The sequence below is a fragment of the Corallococcus sp. CA041A genome (genome assembly GCF_003612075.1).
GTDB classification, from domain to species: Bacteria; Myxococcota; Myxococcia; order Myxococcales; family Myxococcaceae; genus Corallococcus; species Corallococcus exiguus.
On record NZ_RAWF01000056.1, the window covers coordinates 10,733 to 27,446 of the forward strand.

Annotated in this window: 10 protein-coding genes; 5 read left to right on the forward strand and 5 right to left on the reverse strand. The window is 71.9% G+C overall.

The annotated features are described in order from the left end of the window. Positions 1–35 precede the first annotated feature (35 nt). Genes D7V77_RS12490 through D7V77_RS12500 form a run of 3 tightly spaced genes read right to left on the reverse strand, consistent with a single transcriptional unit; the run spans position 36 to position 8,261 of the window. On the reverse strand, positions 36–4,772 hold the full coding sequence (locus D7V77_RS12490; RefSeq protein ID WP_120576502.1) for a CHAT domain-containing protein: 4,737 nt from the start codon (positions 4,770–4,772) through the stop codon (positions 36–38). Further along, positions 4,769–5,953 carry an ABC transporter substrate-binding protein gene (locus D7V77_RS12495; protein WP_120576503.1) on the reverse strand — a complete coding sequence of 395 codons (1,185 nt, stop codon included), beginning with the start codon at positions 5,951–5,953 and terminating at the stop codon, positions 4,769–4,771. The genes D7V77_RS12490 and D7V77_RS12495 overlap by 4 nt, the downstream gene beginning before the upstream one ends. Next, positions 5,946–8,261: an MFS transporter gene (locus tag D7V77_RS12500; protein WP_158624390.1), complete on the reverse strand. Its 2,316-nt coding sequence runs from the start codon at positions 8,259–8,261 to the stop codon at positions 5,946–5,948. Before D7V77_RS12500 ends, D7V77_RS12495 begins: the two co-directional genes overlap by 8 nt. Before the next feature lie 142 nt (positions 8,262–8,403). Between D7V77_RS12500 and D7V77_RS12505 the strand changes: the two genes are divergently transcribed. From D7V77_RS12505 to D7V77_RS12525, 5 genes are read left to right on the forward strand one after another with little or no spacing between them, the layout of a single operon-like run. After that, positions 8,404–9,624: an OprO/OprP family phosphate-selective porin gene (locus D7V77_RS12505; protein WP_233596920.1), complete on the forward strand. Its 1,221-nt coding sequence runs from the start codon at positions 8,404–8,406 to the stop codon at positions 9,622–9,624. Positions 9,625–9,639: 15 nt separating this feature from the next. Continuing rightward, positions 9,640–10,398: a cache domain-containing protein gene (locus D7V77_RS12510; RefSeq protein WP_120576506.1), complete on the forward strand. Its 759-nt coding sequence runs from the start codon at positions 9,640–9,642 to the stop codon at positions 10,396–10,398. Then, positions 10,395–12,458, forward strand: a complete 2,064-nt coding sequence (locus D7V77_RS12515) for an MFS transporter (protein WP_120576507.1) — start codon at positions 10,395–10,397, stop codon at positions 12,456–12,458. The genes D7V77_RS12510 and D7V77_RS12515 overlap by 4 nt, the downstream gene beginning before the upstream one ends. Next, complete coding sequence (locus D7V77_RS12520) at positions 12,455–13,507, forward strand: hypothetical protein (protein ID WP_120576508.1); 1,053 nt, start codon at positions 12,455–12,457, stop codon at positions 13,505–13,507. The genes D7V77_RS12515 and D7V77_RS12520 overlap by 4 nt, the downstream gene beginning before the upstream one ends. Then, positions 13,504–14,484: an ABC transporter substrate-binding protein gene (locus D7V77_RS12525; RefSeq protein WP_147452055.1), complete on the forward strand. Its 981-nt coding sequence runs from the start codon at positions 13,504–13,506 to the stop codon at positions 14,482–14,484. Before D7V77_RS12520 ends, D7V77_RS12525 begins: the two co-directional genes overlap by 4 nt. Here the strand turns inward: D7V77_RS12525 and D7V77_RS12530 are convergent. Together D7V77_RS12530 and D7V77_RS12535 are read right to left on the reverse strand one after the other, a co-directional pair. Next, positions 14,456–15,289 (reverse strand): hypothetical protein, encoded by an 834-nt coding sequence (locus D7V77_RS12530; protein WP_126936248.1) that lies wholly within the window; start codon positions 15,287–15,289, stop codon positions 14,456–14,458. The two genes, D7V77_RS12525 and D7V77_RS12530, sit on opposite strands and share 29 nt — an antisense overlap. 109 nt (positions 15,290–15,398) lie before the next feature. Continuing rightward, a complete protein-coding gene (locus D7V77_RS12535; protein ID WP_120576511.1) occupies positions 15,399–16,640 on the reverse strand; it encodes a hypothetical protein in 1,242 nt (413 codons plus the stop codon). Between the last annotated feature and the right edge of the window lie 74 nt (positions 16,641–16,714).

A 16,714-nucleotide genomic window follows, 5' to 3' on the forward strand; every position in this document is an offset into this window, starting at 1 on the left:
GGGTGTCTGGGATTTGTGAGCGCCGCTGTGAGGCTTCAGGGCTCGTCCGGGAGCGGTGCGCGTCCGTGCCGCTGCTCACACGCGGCGTTGGCCTCCAGGGCCTTCGCGGGCAGGTCGCCCAGCAGGCCGCGCCGCTCGCCAGGCGTCAGGCACGCGGAGCTGGTCGCCTGGAGCTTCTCCTGAAGCCGTTCGATGGGGAGCGGCTCGCGCGGACGCCACACCCGGGCACTGCCGTCCGTGGAGCCGGTGACAAGCCGGGGCTCCTCCGCGCGGGGGCTGAACACGGCCGAGGTCACCTCGCCCTCGTGCGCGGAGAGGACGAGGTACGGCTCACCGGGTGCGTCCGTGAGCCAGACGCGAGCACGGCCGTCCGCGCACGCGGTGACGACGCGGCCGCCATCCGGGCTCCAGGCGGCCCAGGGCACCGGCGCGTCGTGGCGCAGGAGCGCGCGCACGCCTCGCACGCGGCCGTTCTCCACGGTCCAGAGGCGCGCCGTGCCGTCCTGGGAGGAGGTGAGTACCTGGGTGGGATCCTTTGGATGGAAGGCGGCGGAGAGGACCCAGTCGTCGTGGCTGTAGAGCGTGGCGGTGAGGCGCCCCTCCGCGCTCCAGATGCGGGCGGTGCCATCTTGAGATGCGGTGATGAGGCGCTGGCCGTCCGGGCTGAAGGCCACGGAGCGGACCTGGTCGCCGTGGCCCTCCAGCGCGACGGGCGGCTGCGTCCCAGCCACGCTCACGATGCGGGTGGCACGCGGGCTGGAGGCGAGCGCCACGCGCTGTCCATCGGGGCTGAAGGCGGCGCCGAAGAAGGGCTCACGCTGGGACGCCAGCACGCGCCGGCCCGCCGTGCTTCCGTCCGTCGGCCACAGGCGCGCGGTGCCATCCAGCGAGGCCGTCAGCAGCCACCGGCCATCTGGACTGAAGACCACGGAGCGCACGTCCTGCGCATGGCCCCTGAGGACATGCGTGGCCCGGCCGTCCTCCGACCAGAGGCGCACCGCCCCGTCCTGCGACGCCGTGGCCACCTGCGTGCCGTCCGGGCTGAAGGCCACCGACCAGAGGAACCCCGCGGACGTCTGCAGCGGGAGCGAGTCCTGGGGCGCATCCAGCCGCCACACTCGCGCGGTGGCGTCGACGGAGGCGGTGACGACCTGCTTGCCGTCCGGACCGAAGCCGCCCCACAGCAGGGTGGACCGGTGGCCGAGCAGCAGCCGGGGCGGCGTGTCCTCGCGCGCGGACCACAGCCGCGCCGTGGTGTCCGAGGAGACGGTGAGGATCCACTCGCCCAGCGGTCCCCCGAAGGTGGCCAGGCGCACGGCGCCCTGGTGGCCGCGCAGCACGCGGGGCTCGCCTCGCCCGTCGGCCCGGAAGAGGCGCGCGGTGGTGTCCACCGACGCGGTCACCACCCATTGCCCGTCGGGGCTGAAGCGCGCGGTGGTCAGCTCGCCCTGGTGTCCCTTCAGCGCCACGGGGGCGGTGGCGCCGTTGACGGGCCAGACGCGCGCGACGCCGTCCCGGGACACTGTCAGCACGTGGGTGCCTTCCGGGTCGAACGTGGCGGAGGTGACAGGGGCGGGGTGGGGCAGCTCGCGCGGGCCTTCCTTTCCGTCCACGGGAACCAGGCGCGCGGTGCCGTCCAGCGAAGCCGTCAGCAGCCACCGCCCATCCGGGCTGAAGGCCACGGTCTGCACCGCGCCCCGGTGCCGCACCTCGCGCGGCTCGCCGGTGCCGTCCACCCGCCACAGCCGCGCCAGCCCGTCTCGCGAGGCCGTGGCCACGCGCTGGCCGTCCGGGCTGAAGGCGCCCCACTGCACGACGCCGCGGTGCCGGAACGTGTGCAGCAACGCGCCGTCCGCCGTGTTCCACAGCCGCGCCGTGCCGTCGTGCGAGGAGGTGAGCACGCGCTGCCCTCCCGCCGGGCTGAAGGTGGCGTGGTAGACGGGCCCCGCGTGGCCCGTGAGCACCACCGGCGCGCCCTCGCCACTGGTCCGCCACAGCCGCGCGGTGCCGTCCTTCGACGCCGTCACCACGCGCTGCCCGTCCGAGCTGACCTCCACGTGGACCACGGCCTGGGCATGGCCGCGCAGCACCGCGCGGCTCAGCGGCTCCTGGAGGACCCCGGACACGTCCTGGGCCCAGCCCCGGAGCCGGCCGGGCTCTTGGACCTCGCGAAGCATGAGCAGGGCCAGCGTGGGATTGTCCCGCCGCAGCTTCCGGGCGACGTCCAGCAGCACCAGGTCCCGGGCGCGCTGCGCGTGGTGCTGCGCCTCCTGCCGCTCACTCTGGGCCTGGGCCTCCAACTGGCGCGCGTTCCATGCGAGCGCCGCCATCCCCCCCGCCACCACCAGCGCGGCCACCAGCAGCCTCACCAGGCGCTGGCGCGCTGACGCGTCCTGGGCTTCGGCGGAGGCCTCGCTGGCGTCCAGCAGTTGGAGGACGTCCTCGCCCGGTTCCTCGCTGTAGCGCCGCAGGATGTCCTGCGCGTAGCCCAGCCGGCTTCCGGACAGGAGATAGGGCGCGCCGCCGTCGGGAGCGCTCCGGTGCGCGATCCAGTCCCGGGCCCAGGACTCCAGCTCGCGGAAGTGTTGGATGCGCTCGCGGTCCGCGCGGGCCCACTCCGCGAGCTCCGGCCAGGTGCGCAGCAGAGACTCGTGCGACAGCTGCAACCACTCCACGCCCGACGCGTCCTCTTCACGGGTCAGCAGCCGCGCGGTGAGCAGTACGCCCAGCACCCGGTCGAAGTCGGCGCGGGGCTCCGGTGGAGTGGGGCGCAGCTGCTGCGAGCGCACCCGCCGACGCCTGCCATGCGAGGGCCCGCCCTGGAAGTCCACCAGCTCCACCAGCAGCCGGCGCGCCTGCTCCTGCGCGCTCGGGGGCAATGATCCATAGAGCCGGTTCGCCGCCCGCTTCAGCGCCCCCGCGACGCCGCCCAGGGCCGCGTAGGCGCGGTGGGTGAGTTGCTGTCCCTCGCGTTCCTCCCAGAGTTGATCCAACGCGTACTGCAGCAGCGGCAGCGACCCGGGCTCCTGCCCCACCTCCTGGAGGAGCCGGTCCACCAGCCCGGCCTCGAAGCGCAGGCCCACTTTGTGCGCGGGGCCCTCGATGGCCGCTCGCAGCGCATCGCCCTGGAGCTCCGTGACGAAGAGGCGGTGGGCGTCCGAATACACGGCTGCGTCCAGGCGCGTGCCCTCCGCGTCCACCACCAGGTCGCCGCAGCGTCCCAGGTAGTCCACCTGGAGCGTGGCCAGCACCACCACCCGGCGCTCGGGGTCTTTCGCGAGGCGCCACAGCGCGGTGGCCAGGTCGCGGCGCGCCGGGGACTCCATCGCGGTGAAGAGGTCCTCGAAGGGGTCCACCAGCAAGAGCTGCCAGCGCTCGGGTGGGACCTGGCGCACCTCGTGGAGCGCCTCCGCCGCGCCTTGTCCGGGCTTGAGCAGCCGCACCTCCCAGTCCGCGGCCCGAAGCTCCTGGGGCAGACCCGCGAGGGCGAGCGAGGACTTGCCGCTGCCGGAGACGCCGGCCAGCACCTGGAAGCGGGGACGCTGGCCCTCCACGGCTTCGTGGACGCGCTGGAGCAGCTCCTGCTGGAGCGACTCGCGGCCGAAGAAGAAGCGGCGGTCCTCCTGCTGGAAGGGCAGCAGGCCCCGGTAGGGCCGGAGCGCCACCGGGCGCGTGTCTCCGCCGTGCTCCGCGCGCGCGTAGAGCTGGAGCGAGACGTGATCCACCGCGGTGGTGTCCAGCGCCAGCAGTCGGCGGGCGTGCCCCACTGCCTCCTCCAGCGACGCGGGCGTCACCAGCAGCGCGCGGTAGAGGGCGCGCGTGAGCACCACGGAGCCCGGCACGGAGAGCAGCAGGCGCGAGGCCACCACCGCGGGCAGTCCCGCGCGATGGAGCGCCTGGGCCACGCTGCCCAGGTGGTTGTCCGTCGCGCCCGCGCCACTCTGGCACGCGCACAGCACCACCAGCCGCAACGTCGCCGCGTGGGGCATGAGCAGCTGACGCAGAGTCGCGCCATCCACCAGCTCCGGTTCGCCGCCCTCCCATGACGCGTCCCAGAGCAATCCATACGTCTGCCCGCGCCGGCCGCCGTGGCACAGCAGGTGGAGCACGGACACGGGTTCGCCGGGCCGGTTGAGCGCCTCCGACAGCGACGCCAGCGAGACGTGCGGCAGGACGTCCCGGTCCGGCTCGAATGGGTACGCGCCCTTTCGACAGGCTTCGCTCAACTCCCGCTGATGCGCACGGGCCGGCACCTGGCCTCCGGCGGCGGACCAGGCGAAGAGGACGCGGCCCTGCTGGGAGGTGCCCTGCGTGGGCAGGTCTCCGGACGCGGGCCATTCGTAGCGGATGAAGACGCCGGGCAGCTCCGCCACGGTGCGCCCGGAAGTGCCCAGCGTGAGCAGCTCCCAGGGCAACGCGAAGAGCTCCGCCGCGGCGAAGCGGAAGGTGAGGTGCACCGGGCGCCCCACCTTGACGGCGGCGGCGATGTCATTGGCCTGCGCGTCCCAGCCCACGCCTTCCAGGAACGCGCGCAGCCGTTCCCCCAGACGCTGCATCACGTTGCGGTCCGGCTGGGGCTTCTCCAGCTCCGCGAGGTCCGACAGGAGCGCCGGCTCCCAGTCGAGCGCCGCGCGCGCGTAGCTGCCCCGGGCGCGCCGCAAGAGGTACTCCTGCGGCTCCATCCGGAAGTGGAAGGGGTCGCCCGCCTCCTGCGCGCGGACCAGCTCCAGCAGCAGCTCCAGTGGCGCGGGCCTCGCGACAGCGGCGCTCATGGCGAGGCCGCGGGGGCGGACACGGCGGGCTGTCCGTCCTGGCGCACCAGCCGTCCATCCAGGTCATAGAGGGAGCTGGCCTGCTCCAGGAAATGGAAGGGCAGCTTGATGTCCAGCTGCCGCGCCCGCCTCAGGTGGATGGCCAGGTCCGGCGGGGAGATGACCCCCATGGGCAGCCGCGACGCCGGGAGGCGCGAGCCCAGCACCTCCAGCATGTAGCGCGCGCTCAGCTGGCCGGCGCTCTTGAAGGGCACGCCAATGGACATGACCGCGCTGGAGTTGCCCTCGCGCACGGCCTCGCGCACGGAGCCCAGCACCGGAATGCCTTCGGAGTACCGGTCGATGCGCTCCAGTTCGTCGTACACCGCGGAGGAGGTGGTGACCCAGAAGAGGCTGTGTCGGCCGTCGGGGTCTATCTGCCGCATCGCGCGGGCCATGCGCGGGAGCTGTTCGGAGAGCGTCTCCTCCGCGCCACGCTTGCCCTCCACCGCCAGCTCCAGCAGCTGGAAGCCATCCCGCGCGGACAGCCGCCGCATGGCCTCCGCCTCCACCTCCACCGTGCTCTGGTTGCGGCGGTCGTACACCACCGTCAGCGCCTTCAACGGGCCCAGCAGCTCCTGGAGGTAGTGCAGCTGCACGTCGGGAGAGAGCGACAGCGAGACGAAGGCCATGTTGTCCGGCTTGGCCTGCTGTGAAGCGCCTTCCTCGAAGCCCAGCCACAGCTCCGGCGCCTTGCACAGCGCCACCACCGGCGTGGGCTGGTTGCCGAAGCGGTTGTAGAGAAAGCGCGTCGCGTCCGAGCCCATGGCGACGATGAGGTCGAACTGGCCGGAGTCCGCCAGCGCCAGCATCCGCTCCTGTTCCTCGCGGCCCGTGCCGAGCTTGTAGAGCGTGAGGCCCACCCGCACGCGCTGATTGCGCAGCACGGGCAGCATGCCCTCCAGGATCCAGTTGAGGCTGCTCTGGGCCACGGTGAGCAACACCAGCACCTCGCGCACCTGGAGCTGGGGCGTGGGTGGCTGTTCAGGGGTGATGAGGATCCGCTGCGCGGTCGCCTCCACCCGCCAGCCGCGAAGCGTCTCCGGAGGCAGGGCCACCCAGGTGGAGATGTCGTCCGGCTGTGCCTGGACCGGACAGGGCACGCACAGCAGCAACAGCAGGCCCAGCAGCCAGTCACGCATGGCGCACCTCGCGACCGGGCGAGGCCCGGGTCATCCAGGAATGGGCGGCCCCCAGCAGCAGCACCCCGACGCCCAGCCCTCCGAGCACGGGGAGCGGATCCTCCGAGGGCCTCCAGAAGGCGCTGACGAGGAGCGGCCCCACGCATTGCGCGAGCGCGCCGAGCAGCGGCGTGATGGAGGCCCAGGAGCGCCTGCGCGTGCTCTCCGCCGGCTGGCTTTCGACGTGGTGGTCGAGCGGGACGTGAACGAGCCCGAGGGACATTCCCAGAAGGCAGAGCGCCAGCGCGCGGACGGGCTCCAACGAGCCGAAGGCCGCGAGCGCGAGCAGTGACAGCCCGGTGCCCAGCACGCCCCCCTGAAGCAGCCTCCTGCTCCCGTCGAGGCGCGCCGGTACGGCATGGGGAAGCAACGCGCCCAGCGCGACGAGGGCGAGCAGCTGCCCGATGCGGTCCGTGTCCTGACCCTCGCCCACGAGCCATAGGGGCAACACGAGTCCGAGCACTCCCCCGCGCGAAAGCCACGACGGCAGCCCGACGAACAGCAGCGCCCAGCGGTGATCGCGCGGACTCCACGCCCCCGGAGGCAGGGGCGGATGCGTGAGGGATGCGCGGAAGGCACGCGGCCCGGCGGACCGGTCCCGAGCTTCCACGGGGGGCAGCCAGTGCCGCGAATACGCGAGCGCGCCCAGGCCACAGAGGGCCGCGAACAGGAACACCGGGGACGGTCCCTGGTGGGCCGCCACGAGCGCGCCCAGCACCGTGCCGGCGAGCAGGCCGCCACCTCGGGCCAGGGTGAGCCGCGCCATGCGCCGGGGCGGCTGTCCCGGAGGAAGCGCGGCGAGCAGATACGCCCGCGTCCCGGCGGCCAGCGCCCCCAAGCCGAACCCGCAGAGCCCGCGCAACACCAGCCACGCGCGCAGGTCCGAGGTGAACGCCATCAACGCGAAGGCCGCGGTGGACACTCCCAGGGCCACCACGAGCCAGCGCCCGAGGTGACCCTGTCGCGCGTAACGCTCGGAGGGGACGAGCGCGAGCGCGCAGGCCCCCTGGAATACGACGGCGAGCAGCGCAGCGCCGCCGCCCGGGAGGATGGCATCCGCGGCGACGGGGAGGAATGCGAACGTGAGCCCCTCCAGGAAGCCCCCGAGGAAGGCGAGGGGCTGGAGCCGGCCCACCGTCCGCTGCTCGAAGACGCGCGAGCCAGAGCCACGCCGGGGCAGGGGCGACAGTGCTCCGAGCACCAGCAGGCCCAACAGGCTCGAGGCGGCGAAGAGGAAGAGGAAGCCGGGGACGGTGCGCCACAGCCGCGCCTGGAGCGCGCCCTTCGCGGCGTCCACCTCCAGACGCACGGGGAGGTTCCACGGGCCCTCCGTGAGCTCCAGGTCGATGGTGTACTCGAAGCGCTCGTCTCCCGTGCGCCCAGCGCCTGCGTCCACCTGCACGAGCACCCGCTCATCCGCGATGAGCGCCAGTGAGCCCAGGTCCGCGTTGGTGCGCTGGTACTCCTCCAGAAGGGTGTCCAGGCCCCGCAGATGGGAGAGCGTCAGGCCCAGCCGCGCCGCCTCGTTCAACCGCCGCGCCAGCGAATGCGCCAGGCTGCTGGTGCGCTGGTGCAGCCCGTCCGAATAGAGGTCCGCCAGCGCCAGGGACGTGGCCAGCGTCAGGGCCAGGAAGCACAAGGAGAACGCCGCGCCCAGCCAGCGCCGGGGATGCCGCATCCACAGTCGCTGCGCGCCCGACACGAAGGCCCCCAGGAACAGCAGACATCCCCCCAGCAGCGTGAAGAGGGGCTGGAAGCGTCGCAGCACCCGTTGGGACACCGCCTCCCGGGACATCACCAGCTCCAGGCGGCCCACCTCCCCGAAGCGGTCCGACAGCGGCAGTGACACGCGGAAGGAGTGCGCGTCCTCCGTCACCGCGAAGCGCTGGTGGGGCAGGGGAGGCACGCGGTGGGCCGCGGTGGCAGGAACCTCCGGGCCAGGGGGCTCGGAGAAGAGCAGCCGGCCCTGGTCGTCCAGGACGCGGACCGCCTCCAGCGTGGGGTCCGCCTGGCGCAGCGTGCGCGCCAGCTGGGTGAAGCCGGTGAACTGCTCCAGCGCCATGCCCACGCGCAGGAACATCTCCACCGGCCCCTGGAGGATCGCGCCCTGCGCCGCGAGCCGCTCGAACTGGAGGCGGGCATCCCCGCGCCACGCCTCGCCCAGTCCCAGGGCGACGACCCCTCCGAGCGAGGCGGCCAGCACCAGGAGGAGGGCGCCAAGCCGGGCCCGGCGCAACCCGCGCCCGTGCCGGAGGGAATGGACAGACATGGTTCACTCGCGAAAGGCGGCTTCGTGTGCCGCGCCCTGTCTCCAAGGACGGCCTGGCCCCTGCCGGTGTGAACGGTTCACAAAGGCATTCATGTGCCGTCCCACGGGCATGCCCACACCCCCAATGCGTGCCTTTATCTTGATGTCTGTTTTTGTATCAATATTCCTGCTGGCCACCCAGTCCCGCGCGGAAGCCCCGCCGCCGACGGGGGCCACCGTCCTCCAGAGCCGCGACGGCCGGTCCGCGCTGCGCGTGGGCATGGGTCTGCAGACGGACCTGCGGCTGACGCCCACCGACGATGGGCTCGCGAGCACCTTCTACGTCCGCCGCGCGCGCATCAACCTGTCCGGCACGCTGGCGCCCTTCGCGGACGTGCGGCTCATCACCGACGTGGGCCTGCGTGACACGCCCCTCTACCAGGACGCATGGTTGGAATTGCGCGCCACGCCCTGGCTGCGGCTGCGCGCGGGCCGGCTCAAGGTCCCCTTCGGCTACGAGTGGCTGGAGACCTCCTCCACCTTCCTGGACTTCGTCGAACAATCCCTCCTCTTCTCCCTGGTGCTGCCCCGGTACGACCAGGGCATGGCGCTCCACGGAGAGCTGGCCGGCAACCGCGTGGAGTACTGGCTGGGCCTCTTCAACGAGGCGAGCAGCAAGGCGCGTGACGAGGATCGCGGGAAGATGCTGGCGGGCCGGATCGCCGTGGTGCCGGCGGAGGGCGTCTCCGTCGCGGTGAGCGCCACCCGCGCGCTGGGCGACAACCTGCCGGAGGAGGCGCGCGGCAAGCTGCCCACGGGCTTCTCCTTCCTGACGGCGCCCCAGTACAAGCTGACGTACGCCACGGGCGCCACGGGCCTGTTCGTCGTTCCACCCGAATGGCGCCTGGGCGCGGACTTCGTCTCCTTCCAGGGGCCCACGTCGCTGAAGGTGGAGTACGCCCGCCTCTTCTCTCCTTCGCGCGAGGGCTGGCTCACCGCCGCGGATCTGGGCAAGGAGGACCGGCGCGTGCACCTGGCGGGGCTGCGCTCGCAGGCCTTCTACGTGTCCAGCACGTGGGTGCTGACGGGCGAGAAGAAACAGGAGCGGGGCGTGGATCCGGAGCGGCCGTTTGATCCGGGCGCGGACAAGTACGGCGCGGGCGCCTGGGAGCTGGGGCTGCGCTACGGCTTCGCGCGGCTGCGCTTCGAGGGACTGCCTGGCCACGACGGGCCCTCCGAGGAGCGCCTCCAGGAGGTGACCGCCGGCCTCAACTGGTACCTCAACACCAACACCCGCTGGATGTTCAACGCCAGCCGGTACGTCTTCGACGGAGGGCGCGCGCCCTACGACGAGTTCCTCATGCGCATCCAGTGGTTCTTCTAGAGGGGAGCCGGGGCCATGAGTCTGTTCTTCAAGCTGGGGGCCGCGACGGCGGCCATCCTGTGCTTCTCCATCGCGCTGGTCGTCCTGCTCAACTTCGCCAAGTTCGAGACGACGCTCGGGGAACTCCAGCAGTCACGGCTGCGCGTGCTGGCGCTGGACGCGAAGGCCTCCACCGAGGCGGCCATCGACCTGGGGCTGGCCCTGCCCGCCGTCCGCGACGCGCAGCAGATCCTCACCCGCGTGTCCGGCATGGACCCGGACATCCGGGGCGTGGCCATCCTCGACCGCCGGGGCACGGTGCTGTTCCAGAGCGGGCTGCACGCCACCACCCACCTGCCTGGCTCAGCCCGGGAGCGGGCCGCCTGGTTCGAGGCCGCCGCCGCCGCGCACGGCGGCACCTGGAGCCATTCGGACCGCGAGGCCCTGCTGGTGGGCGCGCCCATCCTCAACCCCTTCAGCCAGCCCGTGGGGCTGGTGCTCATCGCCTATGACCGCAAGGCGCTGGATGCGCGCGCGAGCGCCTTTCTCCACACCTTCGCCCGCCAGGCGCTGTGGCCCCTGGCCATCGGCTTCTCGCTCGTCTGCGCCCTGATGTGGATGTTGCTGCGTCCGCTGGGCCAGCGCTTCCAGGCGATGGAGCAGGCCTTCCGGAACATGGACGGTCCGGCGCACACGCCCCCGGCCGACGAGGCGCTGCGTGCCTTCGACGCGCGCTACCAGGAGGCCTCGCTGGCCCTGGCCCGCGCGGAGCGCTCGCTGGAGGGCCCGGCATGAGCTCCACGAACGACGGAAGTCTGTCCCGGAGCCGCATCTGGAAGGTGAGCCTGCTGCCCACGCTGCTCATCGTGGCGACGCTGGTGGCGGCGTCCATCCAGGCCTCGCGCCTGTTCGAGCAGTCATTGCGGCCGGACCTGCGCGCCAAGGCGGAGACGCTGGCCCAGACCGTGGCGCTCCAGTTCCACCGCGCCGCGGACCTGGGCATCCCGGTGAACCGGCTGGGCGCGGCGGATGCCTACCTGGATGACGCGGCCCTGGGCCACGAGGAGATCCGCTACATCGGCTTCGCCTCGCCGGACGGCCACCTGCTGTACGCGTCCAGGGACCTGAAGGCGAAGCCCGCGTCCTTCTTCGACAAGGTGCTCAAGGCCCACGCGATCGAGGAGGCGCGCGGTCTGGCGCGCCTGGACGGAGACCTGGACCTGGTCCACCCCGTGGTGTCGCGGGGGCGCGTCATCGGCCAGCTGCACCTGGGCATCGACGCGACGTACGCCGAGCAGCGGCTCCAGGAGATCCACACCGACGTCCTCATCACCCTGTTCGTGACGGCGCTGGTCACCGTGGAGGTGCTCATGGCGCTGATGGGCCTGCTGGTCATCCGGCCGCTGCGGCTGTTGCGGCGCCTGCTGGAGCTGGGCGGCGCGGGGGACTTCACGCGGCAGGCCCGGGTGCGGCTGCACGACGAGGCCACCCGGGCGCTGGCCTCCGCGGGCAGGCTGGTGCGCGGCCTCAACCGCCGCCACGCGGCGCTGGACGAACGCGCGGCGCCGGAGCTGGCGACGCTGCGCGAGCGCTTCCGCTTCGGAGACCCGAAGGCCCCCGCCGCGCTGGAGGAGCCCGGGACGAGCGACCTGCGGCTGCCGCTGTTCGTCTTCCTCTTCGGCTCGGAGCTGTCGCGCTCGTTCTGGCCGCTCTTCGTCAAGCGGCTGTACCACCCCAGCCCGTACTTCTCCGAGAGCTTCATGGTGGCGCTGCCCATGTCGCTGTGGGTCACCGCGATGGTGGTGTGCACGCCGCTGGCGGGGCGCCTGCTCAACACCCGGAGCAGCCGCGTGGCGATGCTGGTGGGCATGGTGCCCGCCGGCCTGGGCCTGTTCATGACAGGCCTCGCGTCGAGCCTCACGGAGCTCTTCTTCTGGCGTGTCGTCACCGCGGGCGGCTACGGCATCGTGACGACCACGGCGCTCTTGCACGTGGCGCGCACGTCGAAGCAGAGCCACGGCGCGCGGAGCATGGGCGTCTTCGTGGGCGCGTCCACGGCGGCCAGCGTCTGTGGCACCGCCATCGGCGGCATCCTCGCGGACCGCATCGGCTACGCGGCGACGTTCGGGGTGGCCTCGGCGCTGGTGGGCCTGGCCATGGCGCTGGTGCTGCTGCTGGCTCCGGACCTGGGGCCTGTCCGGGCGAGGGAGGAGGGAGAGCCCCGCGCGATGGCGGCCTACCTGGGCATCATCAAGCGCGGGCGCGTGCTGCTCTTCATCCTGCTGGCGGCCATGCCGGCGCGCCTGGTGCTGACGGGCTTCCTCTTCTACCTGACGCCCCTGCGCCTGCATGCGATGGGCTTCACGGAAGCCGCCATCGGCCGGTTGATGATGGGCTACTTCATCGTCACGGTGTTCGCCACGCCGGTGGTGTCGCTGCTGGCGGACCGCCATGGCTGGCACCGGGGGATGATGCTCGTGGGCGGCGGGCTCTCCGGGCTGGGCGTGCTGCTGTTCGCGTCGGCCGGTGGCTCGTGGCAGTTGTTGGCCGCGGTGCTGCTGGTGGGCCTGGGACAGGCGTTGGCGGCCACGCCGCTGCTCGCCAGCATCCCGCCGCTCTTCGCCGAGGAGTGCGCCGGGTTCGGCCTGGACTCGCTCCTGTCTGTCTTCCGGATGATCGAGCGGGTGGGCAGCCTCGTCGGCCCGCTGCTCGCCGCCGCGCTGCTGGGCGCCAGCGGCTTCGTGCGCAGCACCCACGTCATCGGCGTCGGGATGCTCGCGCTCACCGCGGGCCTCGCCGCCTACCTCTTCCTGCGTTCCCTTCCACCCACCACTCCCACTCCGAAAGCTCCATGACCGCCATCACCCAGAACCTGTTGAAGCTGACGCCCACGCAGCGCGAGCACCTGGACGTGTTGTTCCTCGCGCAGTACGCGCCGGACCCCGGAGCCCCGTGGCCGGAACTGCACCCGGAGCACGGCGTGCTCCCGCGCTACAACCACGAGCTGTTCCACACGCTGACCGGACTGGGCCTGCGGTGCTCGCCGTGCCGTTCGCTGGAGGACCTGGTCCACATCCGCAGCGAACCCAACTACGTCTTCACGCTCCTCAACCGCGCGCCGGTCCGCAACTCGGAGGTCTTCACGTCGGCGTTCTGTGAATGGTTGCAGGTCCCCTACCTGGGCGCGCCGCCCAACATCCGCGCGCTGGCGGAGGACAAGCACCTCACCAAGCTGATGGCGCGCTCGCTGGGCATCCCGACGGCGCCCTGGGTGACGTGCCCGGCGGAGGGGAAGCTGCCGCCCGCGCCGGACTTCCGGGGGCCGTGGATCATCAAGCCGCGTTTTGGCGCCGCGTCCGTGGGCATCTCCGAGGACAGCATCCAGGAGACGGAGGCCGGGCTGCACGAGCGCCTGCGCCTGTTCCAGGACCTGGGCCAGGCCTGCCTCGTGGAGCAGCTGGTGCCCGGCCTGGACCTGACGGTGCCGGTGCTGGGCGGTGAGGAGCCCATCGTGCTGGGCGTCGCGGAGGAGACCTCCTCGCTGCCGCACGGCATCGTCACCCACCGGCAGAAGCGGATGCTGGACGGCGGGCGTGAACGCCGCATGGCGCCTGAGGGGCCGCTGGCGGAGACCCTGCGGACGTACGCGCTCCGGCTGTGCGCCGCGGTGCGGGACTTCGACTACCTGCGCGTCGACTTCCGCCAGCACCGCGACACCGGCGAGCTGTTCCTCCTGGAGTTCAACATCGGCTGCAACCTGGGCAGCCACGCGGCGGTGATGTTCACCGCGCGCAACGCGGGGTTCCGGCAGGCGGATGTCATCGAGCACATCCTGCGGCACAGCCTGGACCGCCAGGGCCGGATGTGGCGGAGCGCGTCCGCCCGGACGGAGGCGGGGCGATGACGGCCCGCGCCTTCCTCTCCGCGCTCGTCCTGCTGTCGGCGGCCTCCGCCTCCGCCGCGCCGTACCGCGTCTTCATGGTCATCCACCGCACCGGTGCGGAGGCGGACCAGGGCTTCCGGGACTACCTGCTCAGCGCGGGGCTGGAGGTGGAGTTCACCGTCCGCAACATCGAAGGCGACGCGAACCGGCTGCCGGCGGTCATCCAGGAGATTCGCGCGCGGCGTCCGGACCTCATCTACGCCCAGAGCACGCTGGTGACGGAGGGGCTCGTGGGCCGGTTGGGCGAGGTGGATCCCGCGCGGCACATCACCGACGTCCCGGTGGTCTTCGCCATGGTGTCGGACCCCATCGCCTCGGGGCTGGTGACGCGACTGGAGGGCTCCGGGCGCAACCTCACCGGCGCCATCCACGTGGCCTCATTGCCGGTGCAACTCAAGGCGATGCAGTCGTTCATGCCGCTCAAGCGGCTGGGCGTCGCCTACAACCCGTCCGAGCCGTCCCAGCGCAACATGTTCGACAAGCTCACGCAGCTCACCGCGCAGGCGGGCATCGAACTGGTGGCGGTGCATCCGCTCGGCAAGGACGGGAAGCCGGACGCGGCGCGCCTGCCGGCGATGATGCAGGCGTTGGCGGCCCGGAGGCCGGACCTGGTGTACCTGCCTCCGGTGAACTTCTTCGCGCCGCACAGCCAGCTGCTGATGGACGAAGCGATCCGCCTGGGCCTGCCCACCTTCTGCGCCATCGAGGTGCAGCTGGAGGCGGGCGGCATGATGGGCCTGGTGGCGCCCTTCTACAACGTCGGGGGCCTGGCGGGCTTCAAGGCCACGCAGATACTGCGTGAGCACCGCTCACCGGCGGAGCTGCCCGTGGAGACGCTGTCCCGCTTCTCCTTCGAGGTGAACATGCCGGCCGCGCACGCGCTGGGGCTGTACCCGCCCATGCACATCCTCAGGTACGCGCGGATTCGCGAGCGGTAGCGCGGGCCGCCTCCACGGTCCCCAGGTGCAGCAGCTCCTGCAGCAGGTCGAGCATGAGCTGCTGGCCCAGGTCGTGGCCCACCGCGTGAGAGAAGCAGTACGCCAGCCGCAGGGTGCCCCAGCGCTGCGCGAGGGTCGCGGGTGCGAGCGCGATGTCCGTCAGCCGCTGGCACAGCGCCTCCAACGGCGAAGCCACCTGGGAACCGAAGGCGATGCGATGCAGCAGCTGGCCGGTGAGCTCCTGGAGGAAGGACGCATCCTCCCGTGACGCCTCCAGCGCCAACGTCTCCGCCTCCGTCAGGTGGGCCTCCATCCCCGCCGCCAGCAGCACCGCCTCCAGCACGCGAGCGTGCCGCGGGTGGGCGGGCTCCGCCGCCAGCGCGACGGGGGACATGCCATCCATGATGCCCAGGCGCATGTCGCGGGCCTGGGCCTGTGTCAGTCCCAGTTCGCGGCACAGCTGGGCCAGCGGCAGCTGCGCCGGACCCGGGTGGCCGCCGTGCGCGGTCGCGGCCCGCAGCGCCAGTCCGTAGGCCAGCAGGCGGTTGGGGCCGTCCGGCAGTCGCACGCGCAGCGACGCGAAGAAGGCGTCGCCCTCCAGCGGGGCGGCGGTCCGGCGCGCCAGGCGATCCGCGAGCAACTCGCGCCGTGGATCGATGACCTCCGGGTCGCCCAGCACGCCGCGCCAGGCCTCCAGGTGATTCGCCCGGGTGAGGGGGCCCTGCGTCCGGATGACGAAGACCACCGCGTCCAACAGCGCCAGGTCCCTTGTTTCACAAGCCTCTGCGATGTGCGTTCGGATCATGCCGCCAGGACGGCACCGGCGGCGAGGCTGTGATTCCCAGCGGAAATAAAAGAAGCCCCACGGGGCGCTTACCCCGTGAGGCCTGTCTGAAGTCACCGCATGCGTGTGATTACTTGAGGGTCCGGTTGATGCGACTCACCTCGGAGTCGTGGACCGTCACGGCATCGAGGATGAGGTTGGCGTAGGCCTGGGCCGCGGTGGCCGGCGTCTTGTTCACCCCGTTCGGACCATTGAGGTAGAGGTCGAGCGCGCCCACGCTGAGCTTCCACTCGTCCTTCAGTTGGGCCGGGGCCTTCTTCAGGCACTGGAGCCCGGCGTCGATGATGGTCTTGCAGTAGTCCTGCCACTGCGTGTTGCACGCCTGCCAGGCCTTGTGCTGCGTGGTGGTGGAGTTGGGGGGCGGATACATCGGGCTCCAGGACTCGCCACGGCCCAGGTGCGTGGAGGAGGCCGGGTGGCCGGTGGCCTCCATGAAGATGCTGCAGGGGAAGCACGAGGCCAGCTTCGTCGTCTTCTTGCCCACGGCGATTTCATACGGCGTGCCGGGGTTGTAGGGCGTCTTCTTGTTCGGGCTGAGGTCGTTGGCCAGCTTGTTGACGCGCACGTCGTAGATGGCCTGGATCATCCCGTGCGTGTACGCGCAGATGTCGCGGTTGCGCTGGGGCGCCGGGCCCTCGAAGTGCATGCCCTGCTGCTTGAGCCCGGGCTTCGCCGGGTCATTGTTGTCCTGCTCATTGGCGGCGCCGATCATCCCCCAGGGCTTGTCCGGGAGCGCCTCCGGGGGATGCCACCGCCGCCCGTAGGTGATGTCGAACGGCACGTTGTGCCGGAAGGTGCTCATCAAGCCGGTCTGCCCATCCGTCCGGCCATCGATGAACCCCGTGTAGGCGCCGCGGCCCTGGTAGCCCAGCTTGTCCGCGGTGTCCGCCTGGGTGGCCAGCAGGAACAGCCTGGCGGCGGTGCCGTCCGGCAGCGGCGGGTCGTAGCGGTAGGCGTCGGCGGGGTTCTTGTCGCCGGAGCCGCCGGTGATGCGGCCGCCGGTGGTCCAGATGGGCGTCTTGCCCAGCACCACCTTCTGGTCGGGCTTGAGTCCTGACGCCTGCAGCAGCTGGTTGAGCTTCTGGATGGCGGAGAGGTGGGTGGGGTCCAGCGGCTTCTCCCGCAGCTCCTGCTCGGACAGCTTGTGGCCGTCCTCCACCTCGAAGTCGACCCGCGCGTGCCGCTTGTTCACGTCCGCGTTCGTGAGACGGCTCCAGGCCCACCCGAGGACCGCCGCCGTCATGATGACATCCGCGTCCTTGGCGTATTGCGTACCCGGGCTCAGGATGCCCTGCTGTTTCACCAGGCTCATCGAAGACCTCTCCCTCTGGAGCTTTGAGCGCCCGCTCCGATAGGCGTTGGAGCCAGGACGCGAAGCAGGAGCCC

Excerpts from the sequence above, each read along its gene's own strand:
- D7V77_RS12490 (WP_120576502.1), bottom strand. The coding sequence starts at position 4,772 with ATGAGCGCCGCTGTCGCGAGGCCCGCGCCACTGGAGCTGCTGCTGGAG.
- D7V77_RS12495 (WP_120576503.1), bottom strand. The coding sequence starts at position 5,953 with ATGCGTGACTGGCTGCTGGGCCTGCTGTTGCTGCTGTGCGTGCCCTGT.
- D7V77_RS12500 (WP_158624390.1), bottom strand. The coding sequence starts at position 8,261 with ATGTCTGTCCATTCCCTCCGGCACGGGCGCGGGTTGCGCCGGGCCCGG.
- D7V77_RS12505 (WP_233596920.1), top strand. The coding sequence starts at position 8,404 with ATGTCTGTTTTTGTATCAATATTCCTGCTGGCCACCCAGTCCCGCGCG.
- D7V77_RS12510 (WP_120576506.1), top strand. The coding sequence starts at position 9,640 with ATGAGTCTGTTCTTCAAGCTGGGGGCCGCGACGGCGGCCATCCTGTGC.
- D7V77_RS12515 (WP_120576507.1), top strand. The coding sequence starts at position 10,395 with ATGAGCTCCACGAACGACGGAAGTCTGTCCCGGAGCCGCATCTGGAAG.
- D7V77_RS12520 (WP_120576508.1), top strand. The coding sequence starts at position 12,455 with ATGACCGCCATCACCCAGAACCTGTTGAAGCTGACGCCCACGCAGCGC.
- D7V77_RS12525 (WP_147452055.1), top strand. The coding sequence starts at position 13,504 with ATGACGGCCCGCGCCTTCCTCTCCGCGCTCGTCCTGCTGTCGGCGGCC.
- D7V77_RS12530 (WP_126936248.1), bottom strand. The coding sequence starts at position 15,289 with ATGATCCGAACGCACATCGCAGAGGCTTGTGAAACAAGGGACCTGGCG.
- D7V77_RS12535 (WP_120576511.1), bottom strand. The coding sequence starts at position 16,640 with ATGAGCCTGGTGAAACAGCAGGGCATCCTGAGCCCGGGTACGCAATAC.